This window comes from Moritella yayanosii, assembly GCF_900465055.1.
Lineage (GTDB): Bacteria > Pseudomonadota > Gammaproteobacteria > Enterobacterales > Moritellaceae > Moritella > Moritella yayanosii.
Window position 1 is genome coordinate 175125 of sequence record NZ_LS483250.1, and the last position, 23207, is coordinate 198331.

General features: G+C 41.7%; 25 protein-coding genes. 22 read left to right on the forward strand and 3 right to left on the reverse strand.

Annotated elements, in window-relative coordinates:
• Positions 1–72 precede the first annotated feature (72 nt).
• The 5 genes from nosZ (at position 73) to MORIYA_RS00800 (ending at position 5834) form a co-directional block, all read left to right on the forward strand.
• The gene (gene nosZ / locus MORIYA_RS00780) at positions 73–1974 is read left to right on the forward strand and encodes a TAT-dependent nitrous-oxide reductase (protein WP_112711838.1); all 1902 of its coding nucleotides are present in this window, start codon (positions 73–75) and stop codon (positions 1972–1974) included.
• 127 nt (positions 1975–2101) lie between these two features.
• On the forward strand, positions 2102–3517 hold the full coding sequence (locus MORIYA_RS00785; protein WP_112711840.1) for a nitrous oxide reductase family maturation protein NosD: 1416 nt from the start codon (positions 2102–2104) through the stop codon (positions 3515–3517).
• Positions 3514–4425, forward strand: a complete 912-nt coding sequence (locus MORIYA_RS00790; RefSeq protein ID WP_112711842.1) for an ABC transporter ATP-binding protein — start codon at positions 3514–3516, stop codon at positions 4423–4425. The genes MORIYA_RS00785 and MORIYA_RS00790 overlap by 4 nt, the downstream gene beginning before the upstream one ends.
• Positions 4425–5243: an ABC transporter permease gene (locus tag MORIYA_RS00795; protein WP_112711844.1), complete on the forward strand. Its 819-nt coding sequence runs from the start codon at positions 4425–4427 to the stop codon at positions 5241–5243. Before MORIYA_RS00790 ends, MORIYA_RS00795 begins: the two co-directional genes overlap by 1 nt.
• A gap of 96 nt (positions 5244–5339) precedes the next feature.
• Positions 5340–5834 (forward strand): nitrous oxide reductase accessory protein NosL, encoded by a 495-nt coding sequence (locus tag MORIYA_RS00800; protein ID WP_112711846.1) that lies wholly within the window; start codon positions 5340–5342, stop codon positions 5832–5834.
• 103 nt (positions 5835–5937) lie between these two features.
• Here MORIYA_RS00800 and hepT read toward each other — a convergent pair whose 3' ends face one another.
• Both hepT and MORIYA_RS20685 read right to left on the reverse strand, forming a co-directional pair.
• A complete protein-coding gene (hepT, locus tag MORIYA_RS20680) occupies positions 5938–6360 on the reverse strand; it encodes a type VII toxin-antitoxin system HepT family RNase toxin (RefSeq protein WP_232011446.1) in 423 nt (140 codons plus the stop codon).
• Positions 6361–6372: 12 nt separating this feature from the next.
• Complete coding sequence (locus MORIYA_RS20685) at positions 6373–6756, reverse strand: nucleotidyltransferase domain-containing protein (protein WP_162629208.1); 384 nt, start codon at positions 6754–6756, stop codon at positions 6373–6375.
• A 173-nt stretch (positions 6757–6929) separates the two neighbouring features.
• On the opposite strand from MORIYA_RS20685, the gene MORIYA_RS00810 reads away from it, so the two are divergent.
• Positions 6930–7571 (forward strand): hypothetical protein, encoded by a 642-nt coding sequence (locus MORIYA_RS00810; protein ID WP_112711848.1) that lies wholly within the window; start codon positions 6930–6932, stop codon positions 7569–7571.
• Between the two features lie 140 nt (positions 7572–7711).
• On the opposite strand, the gene MORIYA_RS00815 is transcribed toward MORIYA_RS00810, so the two are convergent.
• A complete protein-coding gene (locus tag MORIYA_RS00815) occupies positions 7712–7978 on the reverse strand; it encodes a hypothetical protein (protein WP_006030621.1) in 267 nt (88 codons plus the stop codon).
• Positions 7979–8415: 437 nt separating this feature from the next.
• On the opposite strand from MORIYA_RS00815, the gene MORIYA_RS00820 reads away from it, so the two are divergent.
• The 16 genes from MORIYA_RS00820 to MORIYA_RS00895 all read left to right on the forward strand — a co-directional run bounded on the left by MORIYA_RS00820 (position 8416) and on the right by MORIYA_RS00895 (position 23199).
• Positions 8416–9486, forward strand: coding sequence for a class I SAM-dependent methyltransferase (locus MORIYA_RS00820; RefSeq protein WP_112711850.1), 1071 nt, complete (start codon positions 8416–8418; stop codon positions 9484–9486).
• Positions 9487–9703: 217 nt separating this feature from the next.
• Positions 9704–10549 (forward strand): beta-ketoacyl synthase chain length factor, encoded by an 846-nt coding sequence (locus MORIYA_RS00825; RefSeq protein ID WP_112711852.1) that lies wholly within the window; start codon positions 9704–9706, stop codon positions 10547–10549.
• Positions 10542–11336 carry a lysophospholipid acyltransferase family protein gene (locus tag MORIYA_RS00830; RefSeq protein ID WP_112711854.1) on the forward strand — a complete coding sequence of 265 codons (795 nt, stop codon included), beginning with the start codon at positions 10542–10544 and terminating at the stop codon, positions 11334–11336. Before MORIYA_RS00825 ends, MORIYA_RS00830 begins: the two co-directional genes overlap by 8 nt.
• Entirely contained in the window at positions 11329–11592 is a 264-nt protein-coding gene (locus MORIYA_RS00835; RefSeq protein ID WP_112711856.1) for a phosphopantetheine-binding protein, read from the forward strand. Before MORIYA_RS00830 ends, MORIYA_RS00835 begins: the two co-directional genes overlap by 8 nt.
• A 13-nt stretch (positions 11593–11605) precedes the next feature.
• Complete coding sequence (locus MORIYA_RS00840; RefSeq protein WP_112711858.1) at positions 11606–11857, forward strand: acyl carrier protein; 252 nt, start codon at positions 11606–11608, stop codon at positions 11855–11857.
• Positions 11858–11929: 72 nt separating this feature from the next.
• Positions 11930–12550 carry a COG4648 family protein gene (locus tag MORIYA_RS00845; RefSeq protein ID WP_112711860.1) on the forward strand — a complete coding sequence of 207 codons (621 nt, stop codon included), beginning with the start codon at positions 11930–11932 and terminating at the stop codon, positions 12548–12550.
• A 3-nt stretch (positions 12551–12553) separates the two neighbouring features.
• Positions 12554–14035 carry an AMP-binding protein gene (locus MORIYA_RS00850; protein ID WP_112711862.1) on the forward strand — a complete coding sequence of 494 codons (1482 nt, stop codon included), beginning with the start codon at positions 12554–12556 and terminating at the stop codon, positions 14033–14035.
• The gene (locus MORIYA_RS00855; RefSeq protein WP_112711864.1) at positions 14028–14480 is read left to right on the forward strand and encodes an ApeI family dehydratase; all 453 of its coding nucleotides are present in this window, start codon (positions 14028–14030) and stop codon (positions 14478–14480) included. The genes MORIYA_RS00850 and MORIYA_RS00855 overlap by 8 nt, the downstream gene beginning before the upstream one ends.
• Positions 14477–15214 carry a glycosyltransferase family 2 protein gene (locus MORIYA_RS00860; RefSeq protein WP_112711866.1) on the forward strand — a complete coding sequence of 246 codons (738 nt, stop codon included), beginning with the start codon at positions 14477–14479 and terminating at the stop codon, positions 15212–15214. Before MORIYA_RS00855 ends, MORIYA_RS00860 begins: the two co-directional genes overlap by 4 nt.
• 43 nt (positions 15215–15257) lie before the next feature.
• On the forward strand, positions 15258–16202 hold the full coding sequence (locus MORIYA_RS00865) for an LpxL/LpxP family acyltransferase (RefSeq protein ID WP_112711868.1): 945 nt from the start codon (positions 15258–15260) through the stop codon (positions 16200–16202).
• A gap of 13 nt (positions 16203–16215) precedes the next feature.
• Positions 16216–17763 carry an HAL/PAL/TAL family ammonia-lyase gene (locus MORIYA_RS00870; RefSeq protein WP_112711870.1) on the forward strand — a complete coding sequence of 516 codons (1548 nt, stop codon included), beginning with the start codon at positions 16216–16218 and terminating at the stop codon, positions 17761–17763.
• A gap of 45 nt (positions 17764–17808) precedes the next feature.
• A complete protein-coding gene (locus MORIYA_RS00875) occupies positions 17809–18237 on the forward strand; it encodes an acyl-CoA thioesterase (RefSeq protein ID WP_112711872.1) in 429 nt (142 codons plus the stop codon).
• Complete coding sequence (locus MORIYA_RS00880; RefSeq protein WP_112711874.1) at positions 18230–18883, forward strand: outer membrane lipoprotein carrier protein LolA; 654 nt, start codon at positions 18230–18232, stop codon at positions 18881–18883. Before MORIYA_RS00875 ends, MORIYA_RS00880 begins: the two co-directional genes overlap by 8 nt.
• A complete protein-coding gene (locus MORIYA_RS00885; RefSeq protein ID WP_112711876.1) occupies positions 18870–21350 on the forward strand; it encodes an MMPL family transporter in 2481 nt (826 codons plus the stop codon). The genes MORIYA_RS00880 and MORIYA_RS00885 overlap by 14 nt, the downstream gene beginning before the upstream one ends.
• Positions 21347–21985, forward strand: coding sequence for a DUF3261 domain-containing protein (locus MORIYA_RS00890; RefSeq protein WP_232011447.1), 639 nt, complete (start codon positions 21347–21349; stop codon positions 21983–21985). Before MORIYA_RS00885 ends, MORIYA_RS00890 begins: the two co-directional genes overlap by 4 nt.
• The gene (locus MORIYA_RS00895) at positions 21982–23199 is read left to right on the forward strand and encodes a beta-ketoacyl-ACP synthase (protein ID WP_112711878.1); all 1218 of its coding nucleotides are present in this window, start codon (positions 21982–21984) and stop codon (positions 23197–23199) included. The genes MORIYA_RS00890 and MORIYA_RS00895 overlap by 4 nt, the downstream gene beginning before the upstream one ends.
• Positions 23200–23207 lie beyond the last annotated feature (8 nt).

Here is a 23207-nt window from a genome sequence, read left to right on the forward strand (position 1 = left end):
AGCAGCTAATACCGAATAGATAGAAGCTAATCGAATAAAAATAAACACAATTTTAATATCACGGAGAATCTTATGATAGATAATAAAAATAACAATATTGAAGTATCTGAAGAAACAACCCTCGAAAATGCAGATCGTCGTAGTTTATTTAGCAAAACGGCTATGTTAGGTGCGGGCGCGGTATTAGCGCCGATGTCTGCGGTAATGTTCTCGTCAGCGGCACAAGCAAAACGTGTCGAATATGCAAATAGCCCAGTTGTACACCCAGGGGAACTGGATGAATATTATGGCTTCTGGAGTGGCGGTCAATCTGGTGAAATACGTATCATGGGTTTACCTTCAATGCGTGAATTAATGCGTATTCCTGTTTTTAATATCGACAGCGCGACAGGCTGGGGTTTAACAGAAGAAAGTAAACGCATTAAAGGCGAAAGTGCTCATATTCTGACTGGTGATGCGCATCACCCCCACATGAGTATGACGGATGGTCGTTATAACGGTAAATATGTGTTCATTAATGATAAAGCCAATTCACGTATTGCTCGTATTCGCTGTGATGTCATGAAAACAGATAAAATGCTCACTATTCCAAACGTACAAGGTGTGCATGGTTTACGTGTGCAAAAAGTACCTTACACTAAATACGTGATCTGTAACGGTGAGTTCGAAATTCCAATGAACAATGATGGTAAAACATCAATGGAAGACGTAAGCACATACCGTTCGCTGTTTAATGTGATAAATGCAGAAACAATGGAAATGGCTTTCCAAGTGATGGTAGACGGTAACCTTGATAATACCGATGCCGATTACGATGGTAAATATTTCGCATCAACCTGTTACAACTCCGAAATGGGCATGACCTTAGGGGAAATGATCTCTTCTGAGCGTGATCATGTGGTGGTATTCAGCCTAGCGCGTTGTGAAGCGGCGCTAAAAGCCGGTAAATTTAAAACTTATAATGGTAATAATGTGCCTGTACTTGATGGTCGTAAAGGCTCAGATCTTACCCGTTACATTCCAGTGCCAAAATCACCACACGGCATTAATACTTCGCCAAGCGGTAAATACTTTGTCGCCAATGGTAAGTTATCGCCAACGGTTTCAATTATAGCTATTGATAAACTCGATGATCTGTTCAGTGATAAGATCAAACCGCGTGACACCATTGTTGCTGAACCAGAACTGGGTTTAGGTCCACTACATACGGCATTTGATAACCGTGGTTTTGCTTATACAACCTTATTCCTTGATAGCCAAATTGTGAAATGGGATGTAGAAGAAGCAATCCGTGCCCACAATGGTGAAAAAATTAATTATATAAAACAAAAATTGGATGTGCATTATCAACCAGGCCATAACCATACATCACAAGGTGAAACGCGTGACGCTGATGGTAAATGGTTAGTCTCTTTATGTAAATTCTCGAAAGACCGTTTCTTAAATGTGGGACCTTTACGCCCAGAAAACGATCAGTTAATTGATATTTCTGGCGACGAAATGAAGCTGGTACATGATGGTCCCGCGTTCGCTGAACCGCATGACGTTATCATTGTTCATCGCAGTAAAGTGAAACCACAGAAACTGTGGACGCGTGACGATACTATGTTTGCTGAAACGGTGGCGATGGCAAAAGCGGACGGTGTTAACGTGATGACGGATAACAAAGTTATTCGTGATGGTAACAAAGTACGTGTGTATATGACATCTGTTGCGCCCGTCTATGGCATGAGCGAATTCAAGGTTAAATTAGGTGATGAAGTCACTGTTGTGGTGACTAACTTGGATATGGTTGAAGACGTTACCCATGGTTTCTGTATGACCAATCACGGTGTGCAGATGGAGATCGGTCCACAAGCCACGGCTTCAATTACCTTCACCGCGGATAAACCTGGGGTGCAATGGTATTATTGTAACTGGTTCTGTCATGCACTACACATGGAAATGCGTGGTCGTATGTTCGTTGAAGCATAACCGTTAATAAGCGTAATAAGGCCGAGTAATAGGCCGGGTAAATGAGGGGAGTCGCATTATTATTGCTCCCCTTTGTTGTATTTTTATTATTGTTGTTGTTATATTAATTATAGAAAAGAGAGTGTTAATGGCTAAACATGCATTTACCGTATTAACATCATTGATTTTATTCCTCTGCTTGCCATTGGCTGTTTTTGCGAAAAATATTTATGTTACCAGCGATGATAATCTGCAAGCATCGTTAGATCTGGCGGATGACGGTGATGTGGTTGTTATTGCTGCGGGTGAGTATATCGGTAACTTTATCGTTGCTCACGCCATAACCGTCACCGGTGAAGCGGGCGCTGTGATCAATGCTAATGGTGAAGGTCATGCCATTGAGTTACGCAATTCAAATATTACCATTCAAAACCTGACCATCATTAACTGGGGCCGTGACTTAACGGAGCAGGATTCAGGTATCTATACGGATAAAAAATCCACTAACATCACCATACAAGAGAATAACCTCAGTGGTGATGGCTTCGGCATCTGGATCCAACGGAGTCAAGATGTCGTTATTAAAAACAATATCATTAAAGGGAATGCCAAATTGCGTTCGTCTGATCGCGGCAATGGCATTCAACTTTCTATGGTTCAAAAAGCCTTAGTCGCAGGCAATACGGTGAGCGAAACGCGAGATGGTTTATATGTTATTTCCAGCCAAGATAATGAACTGAGAGACAATACCCTGCACGATCTGCGTTTTGGCGTGCATTACATGTATTCGCATAACAACAAGATATTGAATAACTTTTCTTATAATAACCGAGTTGGTTATGCCTTAATGAGCTCTCGTCAGTTGGTGGTGTCTGGTAATCGCAGCTTGAATACTGAAAACTATGGTTTTTTATTGAATTTCATTACCTTTTCGGAAATCTCCAACAATCATATAAAAGACGTGTGGACCAAGCCTGAAAACAAGGTTTTAGGGCGAGATGGCAAAGGTTTATTCATCTATAACTCGGGCTATAACACCATCAAATACAATACGGTTGATACTGCCGAGATAGGCATTCATTTAACCGCCGGTTCTGAGCATTCAAAAATATACGGTAACAACTTTATTAATAACCCCATCCAAGTGAAATACGTGTCCAACCAACGCCAAGAATGGAGTGTTGATGGCGTCGGTAATTACTGGAGCAACTATTTGGGCTGGGATCTCGATGGTGACGGTAAAGGTGATACCGCATTTGAGCCGAATGACGGTATTGATAAGATGATATGGCAATATCCAGAAGCGAAAGTATTGCTTGATAGTCCGGCGGTATTGTTATTACGTTGGGTGCAAAATCAATTTCCGATATTAAAACCCGGCGGTGTAAAAGACAGTCATCCATTAATGACGCCGAGTCGTATTATCATCCCCCTAGATCCAGACCGTGCGACGGCTAACAATCATGTTCTACACGATAACGCTGCAACGAGCGATTCTGTAACAAACAATTCTTTAACAAAAAATACGTTCACAACCAGTAGCGAGGCAACCGACTTATTATGACCGCTTCAATCGTATCAATGACCAATGTAAGCAAGTATTTTCAGCAATTAAAAGCCTTAAACAATGTTTCACTACAGCTTGCAGAAGGTGAAGTACTGGGGTTGTTTGGCCACAATGGTGCCGGCAAAACCACCATGATGAAACTTATCTTGGGGATTGAAAAAGCGACAACGGGTGAGCTCGCTATTTTTGGTCGTGATCCACAATCGAAACAAGCCTGGCAAGACCGCCGTCATATCGGTTATTTACCTGAGAACGTGAGTTTCTATGATCACTTAACCGGCGTTGAAGTACTGAGTTATTTTGCCAAGTTAAAATCGGTACCACGTCGACAAGTTGCCGAGTTACTGGAATTAGTTGGGCTGACTCATGCAATGCAGCGTAAGGTTAAAACCTATTCCAAAGGCATGCGACAACGCTTAGGGTTAGCGCAAGCCTTTCTTGGCGAGCCTAAGCTGTTGTTATTGGATGAACCAACGGTAGGTTTAGATCCCACTGCGACCCAAGAGTTTTATCATTCTGTTGATCGCTTGAAACAGCGTGGCGCCAGCATCATTTTATGCTCCCACGCGTTACCTGGGGTTGAGCAACATATTGGCAGGGCGATGATCTTATCGGGAGGGCAAGTGATCGCGATGGGTAGCTTGGCGCAATTACGTGCACAAGCCAGTTTACCTGTGGTGATCCATACCCTAGGTATCACGGAACAGTTAAATTCAGACCCATTGTTAACGTGTTACAAGAGCTGCAAGGATAGCTTACATGTGCAGGAAAACGAGAAGATGGCCGCATTAAAACAAATTATGTCATATGACAGTGTGGTTGATGTGCGTGTGGAAACTGCGAGTTTAGAGCAGTTGTATCAGTACTATTTAGCTAATGGTACACCAATTCAAGGAACCGCATAATGAATGCTATTTTAGTTGTTGCGAGTAAAGAGTTTCAAGATGGGTTAAGAAACCGTTGGTTTGTGTCTATTACGGCGGTGTTTTCCATTTTATCTTTAGGGCTGAGTTATTACGGCGCGGCTGCATCTGGTGGGGAAGGGGGCGGTTCGCTGTCTTCAACGATTGCGAGTTTGTCTAGTTTGGCGGTATTTCTGATCCCGCTCATTGCGTTATTATTGAGTTACGACAGTTTTGTCGGGGAACAGGAAGCGGGCACCTTGCTATTGTTACTGACTTATCCGCTTAGTAAGGGACAGCTGTTACTGGGTAAATTTGTCGGACAGGGCGCGATTATTACTTTAGCGACGGCACTGGGTTTTGGTAGTGCCGCGGTGATGCTCGGCGTTCAATCTGGTTTTGAGGGGGTATTTGCTGCCTTTGGGTTATTCATTGTTACCGCTACCTTGCTCGGGCTGGTATTTATTAGCGTGGCTTACGTGATCAGTATTGCTGTGGATGAGAAATCACAAGCCGCCGGCATTGCCTTATTGGTGTGGTTTTTCTTTGTATTGGTATTTGATCTGGCGGTGCTGGCTGCACTGGTGAGTGTGGACGATGGTTTGACCCCGCAGGGGTTAGTGAATGTGATGATGTTTAATCCTGCCGATGTGTTTCGGTTGATTAACCTTGCCGCCCTTGATAGTGGTGATGTGAATGGCGTAATTGCAGTGGCGATTAATTCGAGTCAATCTATTACCGTATTAATGACGATCATGGTGGCGTGGATAGTGGTGCCGTTGACAGTGGCGAGAGTTGTGTTTGCCAATAAAAAACTTTAGCTATAACCAAGCCTATTTTTAAGCTAGCGCGGTATTAACTAGACATTACTTTTAACCAAAACTACTAAATTGCATTAAATTAATAAAGGAAAATTTATGTTTAACTCAAAATTAAGAATCTTGTCTCTCGGTATGTTGCTGGCATTTGTGGTCGGTTGTGGTGAACAAACTGAGCAGCAGGTAATGGTGCAGCAAGCGATGAAGATTGAACAAGCAGATAGCTGTCATTTATGTGGCATGACAATCAGTAATTTCCCTGGGCCGAAGGGGGAAAGCTATGCATCAACCCAAGACGATATTAATAAATTTTGCTCTACACGGGATCTGTTTGGTTTTATTTTGCAACCTGAGAATAAACGCCAAGTGAAAGAAGTATTTGTGCATGATATGAGTAAAACCCCTTGGGGCCAACCGAACGACGAGCACTTCATGGATGCCAAACAGGCTTGGTTTGTCATCGGTTCTAGCAAGACTGGCGCAATGGGGAAAACATTAGCGAGTTTTAGCGTAAAATCGGATGCCGAAGTCTTTATGCAGGAATTCGGTGGTCAATTGTATCAATTTGATGACATCACGCTTGCTGATCTGTAATTAATTCCCCCTGTGAACGAGGCTTATGTTGTAATGAACAGGCTGCGTTTACGGCGGTTAAACCTGCCGTGTTTGGCATGGCATAAATGGTTATTACATCAGGTTATTCTATATTCTCTAGCGCAATTAAGCCTATTTTTATAAAATCAAATAACTGTTTATAAAAAGAGTTTTTAATGATGGAGCGAACAATTTCAGCATCAATATTTAAATAATCATGAACAAGCGCATTGCGTAGACCAATCACTTTTCGCCAATTCTTTAAGTCGTCTAATGTAATTTCACCCGTTTGTGATAACTGTTCAAATGATTGATATGCATCATTAGCTCTATGACCTGTTTTGTGTTTTGCCCAGTGTTTTGCAATGCCGATGCATGCTTCGATACTTATTTGTAAGCTGCGTTCAGCTGCGCGGTATTCAAGGTTTGATAAATCACGCTGTTGTAATAGAGTTTGTAATTCTATTAGTTCTTGTTCATAGCGGCTTGTATTGATCCGCATGGAAGCAATATACATATTGTCCATCAGTTGTCCTGTTTACAAATTATTGTGTTTGAAATCGAGTTCAGCTTTAGAACAGATTATTGCTTCGGCACACATGCGTAAACCTTTATCATTTGAATAAAGTAATTTCCCGTTAATTGCATTAAAGGCGAGTGGGATCATTACTTGGTTTACATCTAAGATACTTAATTCGAGTTTACGGTTTTGAAATGAAGAGCGCCAATCTATTGCTAATAATTCAGGTCTTAATCTTGAGTCTAATTTGTCTGCAATGCGATTGTTAAACAGTACCGCTAAGTCGTAGTCACTCTCTGCGGAAAAGTTGCCTTTTGCTCTAGAGCCATACAGCCAAAGTGCTGCGATATCATTATCTTTTTGTGCTAATGATATTAGCCCATTAATAATAGGATCGTTCATTTAAGTTTTATACCAGCTGTAAAATATATCTAACGTAAATATGAGTAATAATAACTTAGATAGAAGTAGAAATATAATCATTTTCCAAGTCACATGCTAAGCGGTATCCTTATTGGCGATGCAAGTGTTCAGCTGCTATCTTTGAATCATATATTCAAACGTTAGGAGAGTATATGCTATCAACCGAAAACATCATCACGCAAGTGAAACGTAGTGTTCAGCTGCTATCTGCAACCTACATTGTTCTATTTGGCTTATTGTTTACTGTCACTATGATAAGCGGCTATTACAATATACCGATATCGTCGTTTACCCGTGATCCAACTGTGGTGCTGGGGGGGCCTTCGTATATTGGTTTTATATCTAACATAGGTATATTATTTTGGGCTTTTACTGCAGCAATCTGTCTTTTTTCTTCAGTTATTCATAAGCATAGCAATAACCAAACCACCTCTAAATTTTTGCTTTACTCAGGTTTACTTACCTTGTGGTTGTTATTGGATGATATGTTTATGTTGCATGATTCATTGTTACCGAATCATTTGATGATACCTGAAAAACTGGTTTACTTAGGCTACGTAACAATCGTTCTAGCCTATTTGGTGAAATTCAGAACTGAAATATTAAACCACGAGTACGCAACTTTATTTATCGCTTTTAGTTTCTTTGCACTGTCAGTGTTGGCTGATTTATTGTTAGAACAACAAGGGTTTGAATTTTTGCTCGAGGATGGCTTGAAGTTATTCGGGATTGTTACCTGGTTTATATTTTTTTTCAGAACATGCCGAGTTTATCTTCAACGGGAGGACGTGTGAAAATGAGTCAGTAACTATGGATTAGTAACAACGACTCAGTAATCATTAAACACAAATAATCAGTGGCAGTCATAAACACACATACAGTTCCCTTGTCATGTGTGTTTTCGGTGTGCATTGTTGCAGACGGTATCGCCTAATTAAACAACTACGTATTGTTTTGCTTGTCTTGCTTCAACGATATATCTTCTTTTTAGCTTTTTAGCCATGTCTGGTGTTAGATCTGAATGCAACATTTCTAACGTGCTTTGACCTTTACTTTTCAGGTACGCGACAACTAATGGACGTGTTGGATCTGCGTGATTTTTAGCCCATTCATAGCTTTTCACTGCGTTTGCTGGTGGCGTTTTTTTCGCTGCGATATACACACTACCATCAGGAAAAGATACACGGTAAATATTGATCATTTTGTTCTCACTTTAATCTTCGTCATCAAAATACTAAATTTTATCGATCTAGTATGACAGCTTTTGGAGTGTTAAACATAATTACTTAGATCTCGCACCGAGCCAATTGTACTTATTGCTTGAATCCAGAACCACTTATTTAATGCAATAGGTATTAAACGCGGATGGTTTAAGTAATTAACCCGCTTGTATCGACATAATCTGGGTCATACCGTTGGCATTGTCTGTTATGTACACCCGAACCGACATTGTACCGTGAGGTAAATTATTGAGTTTAACGAGGTGAATCCATATATTAATGAATGAGCGATGATTACAGTTTTAGTGGTCATCGCTTTTTTATGACGGAAAACATAATGTTAATAAGGAAACGAATAGTAATTTATATTAGACTCGTAAACATATATTAGCGTGTTGAATTAACTCATGGAGTAATAATGGCATTTTATGATAAACCGGCTGAAATATCAGCTTTTAATGCAAAATTTGAAGCGCAGAAAATCGCATTTGCACCAGTGGCGTTTCAAGTGGCGCGCTGTTTATTAAAATTTGATATTTTAAAAGCAGTTGATGACGCAGGTAAACAAGGCATCAGTTTATCAGCATTGACAGACAAGCTCGACACCAGTGAATACGGTATCAGTGTATTGCTTGATATGGGACTAAGCATGGGGCTAGTGTGGCAACAAGATGACAACTTTATTTTAGATAAAGTGGGTTACTTTTTGCTTAACGATGATATGGCATTAAAGAACCTCGATTTTACCCACCATGTTTGTTACCAAGGTCTGTTTGATTTAGATAAAGCCATTGAAACCGGTACGCCTGCAGGCCTGCAGGTATTTGGTGATTGGAAAACGATTTATCCGGGTTTAAGTCAATTACCGGAAGAAGCGAAAAGAAGTTGGTTTGAATTTGATCATTACTATTCAGACCACGCCTTTCCTGAGGTACTGGCATTATTGTTTGAACACAAGCCAAAACACATTTTAGATGTGGGTGGCAATACCGGTAAATGGTCATTAGCGTGTACCAAGCATGATGAAAACGTCAACGTGACTATTATGGATTTACCGGGACAGCTTAATGTGGCGTTGGCAAATGCGAAAGCGGCGGGTGTTGGCGATCGTGTTCACGGCCATGAAACCGATTTACTTGATGAAAGCCGTACCTTTTTTGCTGGTGCCGATACCATCTGGATGAGTCAGTTTTTAGATTGCTTTAGTAAAAGTGAAATTTTAAGCATTCTAAAGCGAGCTGCAGATGTCATGACTGCCGATAGCCGTTTATATATTTTAGAAACGTTCTGGGATAGACAGCCCTACGAAGCGGGTGCTTATTGTGTCAATGCCACGTCTATCTACTTTACTGCTATGGCCAATGGTAATAGTCGTATGTATCACTCTAAAGATATGATGCGTTTGATCCAAGAAGCGGGTTTGTATGTCGACCAAGATACCGATGATTTGGGTCTCGGCCATACGCTTCTCGCTTGTAAGAAAAAATAATCGAGAATATTAAAAGTAATATTTTGTAAGCGAAAGTAAGCGTTGTTATTGTTGCATTTACAATCAAATAACCATTGTCAGCTTATAGAGTAGAATAAGCCATATAGTGTAACTTGTTGATAGTTATTATATTTTTAATTTAGCTGTTGATTTTTTGTTAACGATTAATTATTATGGCGGCATATTTATTGCTGCCATTTTAGTTTAGGAGAAACCGTTGAAGTTACATCTAGAAAGTATTAGCGCTTGGTCAACTTCCGGTGCTGAAAAAACTAATAAACCCGACGGCATGCAACAAAAATCATCAGTTTGGCCAACGTTAGCGTTTGTGCCAGCAATGCAACGTCGTCGCTTAAGCCCTTTCGCTAAGATTGCGCTGTATACGGCTGAAAATGCACTCGCTGCGCTGTCCGAAACATCAGAATCTAAAACACCAGAACAGTCTGCACAAATTGATATTGTATTCTCGAGTCGTCATGGTGATTTACATAAAACATCAGTATTACTGACTGATCTTGCCGCAGAGCAAGACATTTCACCCACCGCATTTAGTACTTCTGTCCATAATGCGGTGCCGGGTTTATACAGTATTATCAAGCACAACAAACAAGCAATTAACGCCATATCTGCGGGTAAAGATAGCTTCTTTTATGCGTTTGTTGATGCCTATGCGCGGTTAAAATCGGGTCGTGCGAATAAGCTACTTATCGTGCATGTCGACCGTGAACTGCCAGCATTGTATTCCCAGTTTCAAGATGAACAACAAGTGGATCACGCGGTTGCTATGGTGGTGACGCTAATACCTACGCCAGCAACAATTGCCAATATCGACATTAATTTTAGCGCCTTCTCGGGCGCTGAAAAAGGCGCTGAAAACGGCGGTAAGCAAGGCGATCAACAAGATACGGCTGAATTGAACTTGCCCGCAGCCTTGTGTTTTATGAACTGGTTTGATACCAACTTAGGTTTAACACCAAAAATAGTACCAAAATCAACGTTACAATATACGTCTGATCGCCATATTTGGACTTGTGATTTAATTTCCGGAACGATGGATGTTTAAGGCGCTTAACTATGTTTATAAAGCGCTTAATTATCTTTGGCGTTTATTTGCTACGGCTACGTGCTTTAGCTTATTTGGTGTGGGTGGGTTGATACTGACGATGTTGGTATTTCCGCTTCAGAAATTGTGTATCCGCGGTGAGCAAGCGCAAAAACGTGCAGCACGTACAACCGTACATTATAGTTTCCGGTTTTTTATTGCCATGATGGCGTTTACGCGGATCTTCGCATTTGATCTGCGTGATAGAGCAAAGTTGGCTCAGTTGCAAGGTCAATTAGTGCTTGCTAATCACCCCTCGTTGATTGATGTGGTGGTGTTGCTTTCTATTATTCCCAATGCTGATTGCGTGGTTAAAGCACATTTATTTAGTAATCCCTTTATTCGTGGGGTGATAAAAAATACCGGTTATATCAGTAACGCTGACCCCGAAGCACTGCTCGATGCGTGTAAATCATCATTAGAGCAGGGTAACAATCTGATTATTTTCCCTGAAGGCACACGTACCGTACCAGGAAAAGAAGTAGTTTTTCAACGTGGCGCAGCCAATATAGCCTTACGTTGTCAGGCTTCAATTACCACTGTATTAATTAATGTCATGCCAAGTACATTAACAAAAGCAGAATCTTGGTATCAAATTCCAAGCGAAAAAGCTAAATTTATGCTGCGGTTAACACGCAATGTGCCGTCAATTTCAACTGCAGCAGGAACATCCATGAGTAAACAAGTTCGTCATTATTGCCGTGAACTTGAACGTTATTTTAAACAGGAACTACAGCTTAATGACTGAATTAAAAACTGAGCTAAAGCAGCTTATTATTGCGGAACTAGACCTTGAAGATATTGAAGTTGAAGATATTAACGATGCGGATGCATTGTTTGTTGAAGGCTTAGGTTTAGATAGCATCGATGCACTGGAATTAGGTCTGATCCTAAAGAAACATTACAACATCAAAATCGATGCAAACTCGGAAGAGATTAAACACCATTTTTCATCGATTAATGCATTAAGTGCATTCATTACTCAGACTCGCGCTGTGGCTTAATTAAGGATTTCCCATGCAATCAAGAGAACAGATCTACCAAACACTAGCCGATATCTTAATTGAAGAATTTGAGATTGAAGCCGATGATATTAGCCTCGAAGCTAATTTATATACTGACTTAGATTTAGACAGTATTGATGCCATTGATTTAGTGATTAAATTACGCGACATAACTAACGAAAAAATTGAACCTGAAGTGTTTAAATTAGTACGTACAGTCGAAGACGTTGTTAACGAAATCGAAAAACTAACGTTAGCGAAATAATCGCTGTCTGCTTAGTTCATCGTGCTATGACATGTGAAGACGCTATGTTGAAGACTTTATGTTGAAAAACTTATGTTGAAAAAAACGCTGACTGTGCTGTTGGGATTATGCTTATTGCTCTATCCCTTTGCTGTCTATTTAGGACTAAATTATGTTAGTCCTTTTTGGCTTGCCCTGGGTTTGTTAGCCTTGTTATTGTCGCGTTTAGTGATGTTACGTGGTGTCTTAAACAAAATGCCGTGGTTATTACCTGCAACCACACTGGGCGGCTTAGCGATAGTTACCTCGTTATTCACGGATTCTGATATTGGTTTTAAACTATATCCGCTGATGGTCAACTTTGCCATGCTGGCGGTATTTGCCTATTCATACTTTAAACCGCCCACTGTTATTGAAACGTTTGCGCGATTACAAGATCCGAACTTACCTGAACATGCGGTGGGTTACACACGTAAAGTTACCTTGGTGTGGTGTGGTTTCTTCATTATTAACGCCAGTATTTCATTGTACACGGCGTTATATTGCTCATTTAAAGTGTGGACTATTTATAACGGTTTCATTGCCTATATTCTGATTGGCAGTCTATGTGCGGTTGAATTTGTTGTGCGCCTATTTGTGCAGCGTCAACACGCTAAAAATAATGCCGATAACAGTGACAACCCAAGCATTGAAACTGCGAACAAGGAAGCTTAAGTAATGACTGGTCTGTCGCTATGTCAGCGTGATATTTGCTTTTATCTTAACAAGCAAGCCTATAGTTTTGAGCAGTTTAATGCGGATATTAGCCAAACTAGACAGGTGATCCGCCAAACGCATGCCGACAGTGTGCTACTGTTTCACCAATCTAGCTATCAGTTTAGTGTTGGCTTTTTTGCCCTCGCACTAGAAAGTCGTCACATTGTTATGCCACCGAATGCACAGCCGCAAACGCTCATGCATATCGCGTCGCAATGTCAGGCTACGTTAGGTGATATTAATGTTGGAGGTCTCGATGCGATCAACACGCCATTAATCGATGTGCCTTTAATTAATACGACTTTAATCAACGAGAGTAGTATCGCTGGACATAATGTGATTGCTACTCAGATCCAGCCATTACAAAATAGAGCTGATCTGTTTACACCATTAGACTGTCAAATTACCTTTTACACTTCAGGTTCAACCGGACAACATAAACCGATTGTGAAGCGGTTTAGTCAGCTTAACTGCGAAGTTGATGTATTAATCAATACTTTTACTGCGCGGTTAGATGCCTCACAGTTGTTATTAAGCACTGTTTCTCATCAGCATATCTATGGGCTGTTATTTAAACTCTTGTTACCGTTAAAATCTGGCTTGGCCATTGTCAATGATACCTTTGAATACCCAGAACATATTAGTCAATATTTAAGTAAAGAGTTTAGTAAAGAGTTAACTGAAGAGTTAACTGAAGCGTTAGGTCATGAGTTAACGGATGATAACCGCCAAACTGCATTATTGATCTCAAGCCCTGCGCATCTAAAACGGCTGAGTTTAGACAATGTATTGATGGTTAACAAAGCCCAATTACAAGCTGTGTTTAGTTCGGGCGGCCCGTTACCGTTTGAAATTGCGAAAACGTTATTTAAGCAATTATCGCAAGCACCTATTGAAGTGTTTGGCAGTACCGAAACTGGCGGTATCGCTTGGCGACAGTGTCAAGGTAGCACCCCTAGTGCGTGGCAGGTTTTCCCTAATATTAGCTATAGCGTGATGGCTGAAACTGCGCAACTAGTGTTAACATCACCCTACATTAATGAAGCGAATTACGTGACTGAAGATCGCGTTCAGCGCATTGATAAGCAGCACTTTGCAATGTTAGGCCGCGCCGATCGCACGATTAAACACGAAGAAAAACGTATTAACCTTGACCATATGGAACGCTGTTTACAGCAACATGTACTGGTTAATGAAGTGCGTGTGCTCGTACTCGATGGCGTCAAAAAGCAAGTGTTAGCAACCGTGATTGAATTGACCGAAGCAGGGCAGGTATTACTGAACGAACAGAGTAAAAAGTCACTGAATGATAGCTTTAAACAGCATTTACTCGGTGAATTTGAACGTATCTGTTTACCTAAGAAATGGCGCTACCCAGCGCAAATGCCATTTAATTCTCAAGGTAAATTAGTGATTAAAGAATTGGAGAAATTGTTTGACTGAATTAGTAAAAGTGGATGCAAGGATCCTGAATAAAGTGCTAAGCGATAAAAGTGCTGTATTAACCTTGCATATCCCAGCAGACCTAGATTACTTTAAAGGTCATTTCGATCAAGCACCAATTTTAGCGGGTGTGGTGCAATTGCATTGGGCGGTAGAGTATGCCAGACAATATTTGAACATGGGCGTGGCTGATGTAATGGACATTAAAGTGCTTAAGTTCCAAGAAATGATCTTACCGGGTCAAGATGTGGTGCTGACGTTAACTAAAAAATCAACCGAGAAAGTGCTATTCAGTTATCAATCCAGTGTTCAATCAAGAATGGCAAACGGTGATATTAAATCCTATTCTTCTGGTCGACTTATTTTTGCTGAAACAGCCGTTCATCCTGTTTTAGAAGAAATAACGCTAACTATTTCAGAAGACAATAAAGCAGGTGAAGTGTGAGTTATTGCATTGTTATTCCTAACTATAATCACACGGTCGTGATTGATAAGTTATTAGGGTCTTTAGCGGAATTCCAGTTACCTGTGATCATGGTTAATGATGGCAGTGATGCTGACAGTAGTGCTTTTATGCTGACGTTAGCGGAAAAATACAGTTATGTTACCTTGATTAATCACCCTCATAATCAAGGGAAAGGTGCGGCGGTGCAAACCGGCTTAAAACACGCGGATAGTATGGGGTTTACCCATGCGGTCCAAGTGGATGCCGATGGTCAGCATGATATTTCTGATATCAGTAAACTGGTTGAATTATCACAGGCACAGCCAAATCAGTTAATCAGTGGCCGACCAATTTATAATGAATCGGTACCGAAGCATCGCTATTACGCCCGTTATTTAACCCATGTTTGGGTGTGGATTGAAACGCTATCATTTGATATCAAAGATACCATGTGTGGTTTTCGGGTGTATCCACTGGCTGAGACATTAGGCTTGTTAGCGAAACATGGCAGTCTTGGCCACTACATGGCGTTTGATACCGAGATCATGGTGCGTTTATATTGGAATGGTGTAGAAACGACGTTCTTACCAACCAAGGTTAACTACCCTGAAAATGGCGTATCGCACTTCCGTTTATGGGAAGACAACGTGGCTATATCATGGATGCACACCCGGTTAGTGTTTGGCATGTTAAAACGTTTACCGCAGTTATTATTGCGTAAATTTAGAGCCTGATTTAGAGAATAGCTTAGAAAATCATTTAGGAAAGAGTGACAATATGGCAACCACAAAACACTGGTCCAAAATGCAAGAACGCGGTACCTACTTTGGTATGAAAACACTGCTATTTTGTTACCGTATTCTAGGCCGTACCGGTTTATCTATTATTCTCTATCCCGTGATTGTGTATTTGTATTTCACTGGTGGGGAAAGTAAAAAAGCCTCGTTAAATTACCTTGGTAAGATTGCCAAGCGCAAAGGCAGTTCGAAACAGCCGGGTCATCGAGAAGGTATTAAACATTTCTATACTTTTGCCCAAGGCGCATTTGATAAGATCGATGCTTGGACAGGCAAGATCAGCATAGATCAAGTTGCGTATGATTATTGCGATAAATTTAGGCAGGTATTAGAAACTGATCAAGGTGCGGTCTTTATTGGCTCGCATCTCGGTAACTTAGAAGTATGTCGCACGCTCAGTGTGGGTAAGTATAAAACCCGTATTAATGTATTGGTTTTTACGCATCATGCGATTGAGTTTAATAAGATAATGCAAAAGATTAACCCCAATGTGAATGTTAACTTCATTCAAGTGTCAGATGTGGGTGTTGATTTAGCCATTTTATTAAAACAACGCGTAGAAGCGGGTGAGAAGGTCGTGATTGTCGGGGACCGCACCAGTACGACATCTCCTGGACGCGTGGTTTATGCCGATTTCTTAGGTCAGCAAGCGCCGTTTTCACAAGGGCCATTTATTCTCGCCTCGTTGCTGGAATGTCCTGTGTATTATCTGTTTTGTTTGAAAGACGGTGATAAATATCGCCTTATTTTCGAGCATGTATCAGATAAGTTGAAGTTTGCACGTAAAACCAGACAAGCCGATATCGGCGAGTTAATTAATCAATATGCGCAAAGGTTAGAACACTTTTGTCTGCAATACCCGTATCAATGGTTTAACTTTTTTGATTTTTGGCAAGAAGACCATAAAGTAGAACGTAAGAAATAGTTTGGAGAAGTCAGTGGCTACCACTAAAGCAACAATTAAGTTTGGCGAATCACGTTTAACGATTGAAGATATCGTTGCAATTTCGAAACAAGAAAAGCATGTCAGTATCAGTCATGCACCTGAATTAACCAATAAGATCGATTCAGCGCTGGCCTTCTTAGACAGATTATTAAAAGAAGACGGCGTTATTTATGGCGTAACCACTGGTTATGGCGATTCAGTGACAGTCAAAGTACCCCTTCATCTCGTCCATGAATTGCCATTACACCTTACCCGTTTTCATGGTTGTGGTTTAGGGCAGTTATTCAGTGTTGCCGAAGGCCGTGCTGTGTTAGCGACGCGTCTTACTTCGTTAGCCCAAGGTTATTCTGGCGTAAGCTGGGAATTGCTGCATTTACTCGCAGCCTACTTAGAGCACGATATTATTCCGGCGATTCCGCAAGAAGGCTCGGTAGGCGCAAGTGGCGATTTAACCCCGTTATCTTATGTAGCTGGCGCATTAATTGGCGAACGTGATGTGTATTACAAAGACCAGATCCGCAACAGTGGTGAAGTCATGACTGAAGTGGGTCTAACGCCATTGGTATTGCGACCTAAAGAAGGGCTCGCGATCATGAACGGCACGGCGGTCATGACGGCTGTTGCTTGTTTAGCGTTTGATCGTGCTAACTATCTGACTAAACTGGCGGCGCGTATTACTGCCATGGCGAGTCTGTCTATTCAAGGTAATAGCCATCATTTTGATGAGATCTTATTCTCGGTAAAACCACACCCAGGTCAGCAACAAGTCGCTACGTGGATCCGTAATGATTTAAACCACGCTGAGCACCCACGTAATGCTGACCGTTTACAAGACCGTTATTCGATCCGTTGTGCGCCGCATGTTATCGGGGTATTACAAGATTCACTGCCTTGGTTCCGTCAAATGATTGAGAACGAGCTGAACTCGGCGAATGATAACCCGATCATTGATGGTCAAGGTGAGCACGTATTACACGGTGGTCATTTTTACGGTGGTCATATCGCGATGGCGATGGACAGCATGAAAACTGCGGTTGCTAACCTTGCAGATCTTGCTGATCGTCAGTTAGCGTCTTTGGTTGATACCAAATACAATAATGGCTTGCCATCAAACTTATCGATGAGTGATGAATCGCGCCGTTATATTAACCACGGTTTTAAAGCCATGCAAATTGGCGCGTCAGCCTACACTGCAGAAGCATTAAAACAAACCATGCCGGCCAGCGTGTTCTCACGCTCTACAGAATGTCATAACCAAGACAAAGTAAGCATGGGTACGATTGCCGCACGCGATGCAATGCGGGTTTTACAATTGACAGAGCAAGTATTAGCGACGACATTATTGGCGACAGTACAAGGTCTACGCATTCGTATTGAACGTAAAGAGTTAGATTTAGCCAGTTTACCTGTCGCTGTGCAAGCTATGTATAACGACATTTGCAGCTTCTTCGAACCGCTAGTAGAAGACCGACCAATGGAAAGTCTATTACGCTTTACAATTGATGCGATTCAAACCCAGCGTTGGGCGCTTTATCAATAATCGCTATACAAAATACATGTAAGAAACAAGCAAGGTAATAAATAAATGAGCAAAAATAGTCTGTTATCGGAATCCGTTATTATTGACGTACCGTTTCATGATTGTGATCCGATGCAAGTCGTGTGGCACGGTAACTATGCGCGTTACTTTGAAGTGGCTCGCAGCGCGCTATTACGTAAAATGAATTACGATTATGAAGAGATGAGTAAATCAGGTTACGTGTGGCCGATTGTCGATATGCGCGTGAAGTACATTGCTTCGGCGCGTTATGCGCAGAAGATCAAAGTGGATGCACATTTAGTGGAAGTGGAATCGCGCTTGAAAATGGAATACCTGATCACCTGTTTAGAAACGGGTAAGACGTTAACTAAAGCATCGACTATTCAGTTAGCGGTTGATCTAGAAACCCAAGAATTGCAATTTGTGACGCCAGCTGTCTTTACTGATAAATTGAACGGTGAATTGCATGGGTAATTGGTTACGGCTGCTGCTGTTAATGTCATTGGCTGGCAACGTATTAGCTGCTGACTTAAATGCAGATGAAATTGAAGCCTTAAGCTCAGATTTGGCGACACCACGGGCACTATTATCGCAGTTTAAACCGCTGACAATAGCCAGTGGCACGTTTGTGCAAAACAAGTATTTCACGATACTGAAAAACCCTATCACGTCAACGGGTGAACTGTATTTAGATCAAGCCTTGGGTTTTGTCTGGCATACCAGTAAACCGATTGCCTCGACCATGATACTCAAAGACGATGGGTTGTTTTCTATTGATCATCGTCAGCAGCAGACGCAGATCAATAATGCCACCCCCATTGCCACCGTACTCATGAGTGCCTTGTCTGGGGATCTTACTGCGCTTGAAAGCCAATTTAGCTTAGCGGTCACTTCATTAACAACAGCATCATTAACAAAAACAGTATCTTCAGGCCGAACTTGCATTGAGTTAACGCCAAAAGACGCGACGATAGCCAACGTGATACGGGTGATTGAGTTATGCGGGAAAGATACTGTCGAGCATGTAGTATTATTTGAAACCTCGGGTAACCGTACCGAGATTGAACTTAGTTTGACTGCGGTTGATGAACTGCCAAAGGCTATTAGTGAGCAACTCTAATCTTAGTAACAACAGTAATATTCGTCACTGTGCTAACAATAATCGTAACAGTAATCGTATCAATAACAGTAAACATAGCGTTCACAACAAAGTCGGGCTTAAATGTTACTTGCTGCAATTGGCTGTGGTATTGCTATTAGCGGGTTATCAACTTGGTTGGGGACAATGGCAGATAGAGACTAATATCTTGTCGTTATTACCGACCGATAGCCAAGCGCAAGCAAGCCAGAAATACAATATACAGCAAGCCAAGGCAGCATTATTCCAGCAAGCTAATCAACGGGTGTTGGTGGCGATATCGGGTGAACAGGCGATCCCGGCATATCGCCAGTTAGCGAAAGAAATTACGTCATTTGATGGTATTGAAAATGAAGCAATGGCAGTCCCTGATATCAACGAGGTGATTGCGTTTTACCAACCTTACCGTGATAGCGTCATCACTGATGACTATCAAACCTTGTTAACAGATCCTCAAGCGATTAATAATTTTGTATTAGGTAAACTGACGCAAGTAAGCGATCCGTTCGTTAGCGGTAGTCTAGCTATTGCCCCACGACTGAATTTGGCTGATTTTTTGGCGACAGGTTTAACCCAGTTACAATCGTTTGCAACTGAACAGGGCATTATTGTCGTCAATCAAAATGGATCAAAGCATTACATCATGCCAATTAAGGTTGATGTTGATGGTTTCTCGGTGAAGCAAACTCAAGTCTTTTCGCAGCAGTTACAAGCAGAGTTCCAACGATTAGAAAGCAAGTTTGATGTGGATGTGCTTTACAGTGGGGTGTTATTCCACACCGCAGAATCCAGTCAGCAAGCTGAATATGAAATGTCGACTTTTGGCGTTATCTCATTACTCGCTGTGTTATTGATGATATTGATGGTATTTCGCAGTGCAAAACCGGTGAACTTGGCGCTGTTGGTATTAACCATCTCGGTAGTTTATGGATTAACGGCAGTCGTTACTTTATTCAATCAATTGCATTTACTCACTTTAGTCTTTGCGGTGACCTTAATTGGTATCGTGATTGATTACTGTTTTCATGCCTTTGTTAGTTTCAGTGTTAGTAACAATAGCAGCTGTAGCAATAACAATAGTAAAGGCGGAATTAAATCGATCCGCACCGCCTTGTGTTTAGGGTTTATCACCACTGCGCTGGGTTATGCGGCACTGATCATGTCGCCGTTATCCTTATTGAGCCAAGTGGCGGTATTCATGATCTTTGGTTTGTTCGGTGCATTGTTAACTGTGCTGCTATTACTGCCTTATTTCAATCTAAGTGGCAACATCAGCGTAACACCAAGTGTTTGGATATTAACAGATAAGCTAAATATTTGGTTAACAAGACTGCACCAGCAACGTCGACTCGTGTTTGTCGTATTGAGCTTAGGGTTAGTTAGCGTGATCGTCATCGATGATATTAATTTTAATGACGATATTCGGTTACTCAATTCCAGCCCCGCATTTTTGATTGATAACGAGATTAAGATGGCGAAGTTGATGGGTTATCAACATAGTCAGCGTATTGTGATCAGTGCGGATGACAGTGAAACCTTATTGCAACGTCAAGAAGTCTTGCTTGCACGATTACAGCATTCACAACCGCAAGGTTTAACTGTGAAGAGTATTGCCAGCTTATTGCCGTCCGTTGCCAAGCAGCAAGCAAATAACCACCTGCTTAAAGACGCTGAGCAACGACAGGTTTTCCAGCAGGGGTTAGCGATCTTAGGCTTAACCGATACGGTAGATGAATTTAAGCCGTTAACGTTAGCTGCGTTTAATTCTGGTCCATTACAGGCATTATCAGCGGTGTACATTTATCAATATAAGTACCAATACCAAACACACGATGACAGTGATAAGTACGCGCTATGGGTAGAAACCTCTGGTGTGGCATTAAATAGCGACTTACAGCAATGGATCGCAGCGCAACCTGACATGAGCATTGATAATAAACCAGCGGAAGTGTCTGCGGCATTAAGTCATTATCGCCAAGCGTTATCGTTACTGTTCGCAGGGGCAATATTAGTGGTGACTATGGTGTTGTGTTTACGCTTTGGTTTAGCGCAAGGCTTGTTAGGGCTATTAAGTATTGTGCTCAGTGCTGGCGGTGCCTTGCTATTAACGCAATTAACCTTAGGCCATCTTAATATTTTCAATTTGTTAGCGGTATTACTTATTCTCGCCTTAGCCATTGATTATGTTATTTTTTATCAAGAACATGGATTACAGCGTAATACCGTTTTAGCGATAACCTTGTCGGCTATTTCATCTGCGCTGGTATTTGGTGTACTTGCCTTAAGTGTGACCCCTGCGGTAGAAAGTTTCGGCTTAACGGTTATGTTTGGGATTTTATTAGTCTTTATTCTCGCCCCTTTAAGTGCAAAAAAAGTAGTTAGCGAACAACAGCTGTTCAATGACACTGAAAACACGTGTAATGATAAAAATGTCGAGGTAGTAAAATGACGTGGCAAACTGTACTGAAATTAAGATGTGGTATTCTTGAATTAAAGTCGATGACTCAGCGATTAAGGTTTGTTTTACTGCTGGTATTATCACTCTTAACTGGCTGTATTAGCATGCCACAAAGCCATTTGGTTACCATGGCACCGGGTGTCACCTTGCAACTTACTGCGCCACCAACAGCATTACAGATGCAGGCGAAAACGCAATTAATTGAAGCAGAGTTTAATGGTGAAATCCACAGTTTATTAGCCCAAGTCGAGTTTACTGACACGCAAATTAAATTAGTCGCAATGACACCCTCAGGTATTCCGTTGTTTGATGTATTGTGGAGCGTGACTGACGAGGCTGTGATTAATCAGTATGTGCCCGTACCAGGATTGGATATCAGTTATGTGATCGCCGATTTACAATGGGTGAACTGGCCGTTTGCGCAATTACAGTCAGCGACCAATGGGTCGTTCAAAGAAGAATTTGGCAAAAGTACAGGTCAAACTGCCACGGATTGGACCCGCACGTTAACTCAAAATGGTCAGGTTATTTTGACCGTCGAAAAGTTCGATAATCGCTATATCCTTAAGCATTTACTGCGCGATTATCAAATAACAATAACAGAATTAACGAAGGTGTCATTGTGAGTATCTGTCTAAAAGATTTTGGTGTGGTGTGTGCTTTAGGTGATTCGAAAGCCGCTGTGACCGCTGGATTACTAGCAGGTAGCCGTCGTGGTTTAGTGCTTGATAATGAGTTGCCAAACGCAGATCCTCAGTATGTGGGTCGTGTACCTGATGCAACTTTTGATAAAATAGTAGCTGGCTTAGAGACGGATACTAACGGTAAAATGCTTACGCGTAATGATAAGCTTGGTCAGTTGGCTTATTTACAAATTGCCGATACGCTAGCGCCGTTAATCGCTGAATTTGGCCAGCAACGTATCGCGGTAGTGATAGGGACCAGTACTTCAGGCATTGAATATGGCGAACAAGCCTTAAAGCAAAAACTCGCGACAGGCGAATACCCGGATAATTACCATTACAAAATGCAGGAAATGGGCACCACAGCGCAGTTTATTGCGGATTTATGTCAAGCCAAAGGACCTGTTTATAGTATTTCGACAGCCTGTTCATCCAGTGGTAAAGCGTTGGTGAGTGCGCAAGCATTACTGGAAGCGGACTTAGCCGATGTGGTGATTGCGGGTGGTGTTGATAGCTTAGCAAAACTGACCGTCAATGGTTTCAAGGCATTAGCATCCACAGCAGCCACACAGACTAACCCGTTTGCGGCAGACCGTGATGGTATTAATATTGGTGAAGCGGCAGCGTTATTCGTGATGACTAAAGAGCAAGGTGGGATTCAATTATTAGGGGCGGCTGAAACTTCTGATGCCCACCATTTATCGGCACCGCATCCAGAAGGTGAGGGCGCATTACGGGCGATGCAAGGTGCATTGGCCGAAGCGCAGTTACAAGGCTCACAAATAGATTATGTCAACCTACATGGTACAGGCACGCCAAAGAATGATGACATGGAAGCCAAAGCCATGTTTAACGCTTGTGGGAGTGACGTATTATGTGGTTCAACAAAAGGTATGACAGGGCATACATTAGGTGCCGCAGGTGCATTGGAAGCGGGTATCTGCTGGTTATTACTGCATGATGAATATAACCCAGCGCATAAAGTGCCGGTCAATGTCAGCGATGGTGAGGTAGATAACAGCCTTGCGACGATAAACTTAGTGAATGCCAAGGCCAATGCCGAGCGTACGGCTAAAAATAAGTTACAAACCTGCATGAGTAATTCATTTGCTTTTGGCGGTAACAATATCAGTTTAGTGATAGGAAAACAGTCGTGAACCAATCT

Excerpts from the sequence above, each read along its gene's own strand:
- nosZ (WP_112711838.1), top strand. The coding sequence starts at position 73 with ATGATAGATAATAAAAATAACAATATTGAAGTATCTGAAGAAACAACC.
- MORIYA_RS00785 (WP_112711840.1), top strand. The coding sequence starts at position 2,102 with ATGGCTAAACATGCATTTACCGTATTAACATCATTGATTTTATTCCTC.
- MORIYA_RS00790 (WP_112711842.1), top strand. The coding sequence starts at position 3,514 with ATGACCGCTTCAATCGTATCAATGACCAATGTAAGCAAGTATTTTCAG.
- MORIYA_RS00795 (WP_112711844.1), top strand. The coding sequence starts at position 4,425 with ATGAATGCTATTTTAGTTGTTGCGAGTAAAGAGTTTCAAGATGGGTTA.
- MORIYA_RS00800 (WP_112711846.1), top strand. The coding sequence starts at position 5,340 with ATGTTTAACTCAAAATTAAGAATCTTGTCTCTCGGTATGTTGCTGGCA.
- hepT (WP_232011446.1), bottom strand. The coding sequence starts at position 6,360 with ATGGACAATATGTATATTGCTTCCATGCGGATCAATACAAGCCGCTAT.
- MORIYA_RS20685 (WP_162629208.1), bottom strand. The coding sequence starts at position 6,756 with ATGAACGATCCTATTATTAATGGGCTAATATCATTAGCACAAAAAGAT.
- MORIYA_RS00810 (WP_112711848.1), top strand. The coding sequence starts at position 6,930 with ATGCTATCAACCGAAAACATCATCACGCAAGTGAAACGTAGTGTTCAG.
- MORIYA_RS00815 (WP_006030621.1), bottom strand. The coding sequence starts at position 7,978 with ATGATCAATATTTACCGTGTATCTTTTCCTGATGGTAGTGTGTATATC.
- MORIYA_RS00820 (WP_112711850.1), top strand. The coding sequence starts at position 8,416 with ATGGCATTTTATGATAAACCGGCTGAAATATCAGCTTTTAATGCAAAA.
- MORIYA_RS00830 (WP_112711854.1), top strand. The coding sequence starts at position 10,542 with ATGTTTAAGGCGCTTAACTATGTTTATAAAGCGCTTAATTATCTTTGG.
- MORIYA_RS00835 (WP_112711856.1), top strand. The coding sequence starts at position 11,329 with ATGACTGAATTAAAAACTGAGCTAAAGCAGCTTATTATTGCGGAACTA.
- MORIYA_RS00840 (WP_112711858.1), top strand. The coding sequence starts at position 11,606 with ATGCAATCAAGAGAACAGATCTACCAAACACTAGCCGATATCTTAATT.
- MORIYA_RS00845 (WP_112711860.1), top strand. The coding sequence starts at position 11,930 with ATGTTGAAAAAAACGCTGACTGTGCTGTTGGGATTATGCTTATTGCTC.
- MORIYA_RS00850 (WP_112711862.1), top strand. The coding sequence starts at position 12,554 with ATGACTGGTCTGTCGCTATGTCAGCGTGATATTTGCTTTTATCTTAAC.
- MORIYA_RS00865 (WP_112711868.1), top strand. The coding sequence starts at position 15,258 with ATGGCAACCACAAAACACTGGTCCAAAATGCAAGAACGCGGTACCTAC.
- MORIYA_RS00875 (WP_112711872.1), top strand. The coding sequence starts at position 17,809 with ATGAGCAAAAATAGTCTGTTATCGGAATCCGTTATTATTGACGTACCG.
- MORIYA_RS00880 (WP_112711874.1), top strand. The coding sequence starts at position 18,230 with ATGGGTAATTGGTTACGGCTGCTGCTGTTAATGTCATTGGCTGGCAAC.
- MORIYA_RS00890 (WP_232011447.1), top strand. The coding sequence starts at position 21,347 with ATGACGTGGCAAACTGTACTGAAATTAAGATGTGGTATTCTTGAATTA.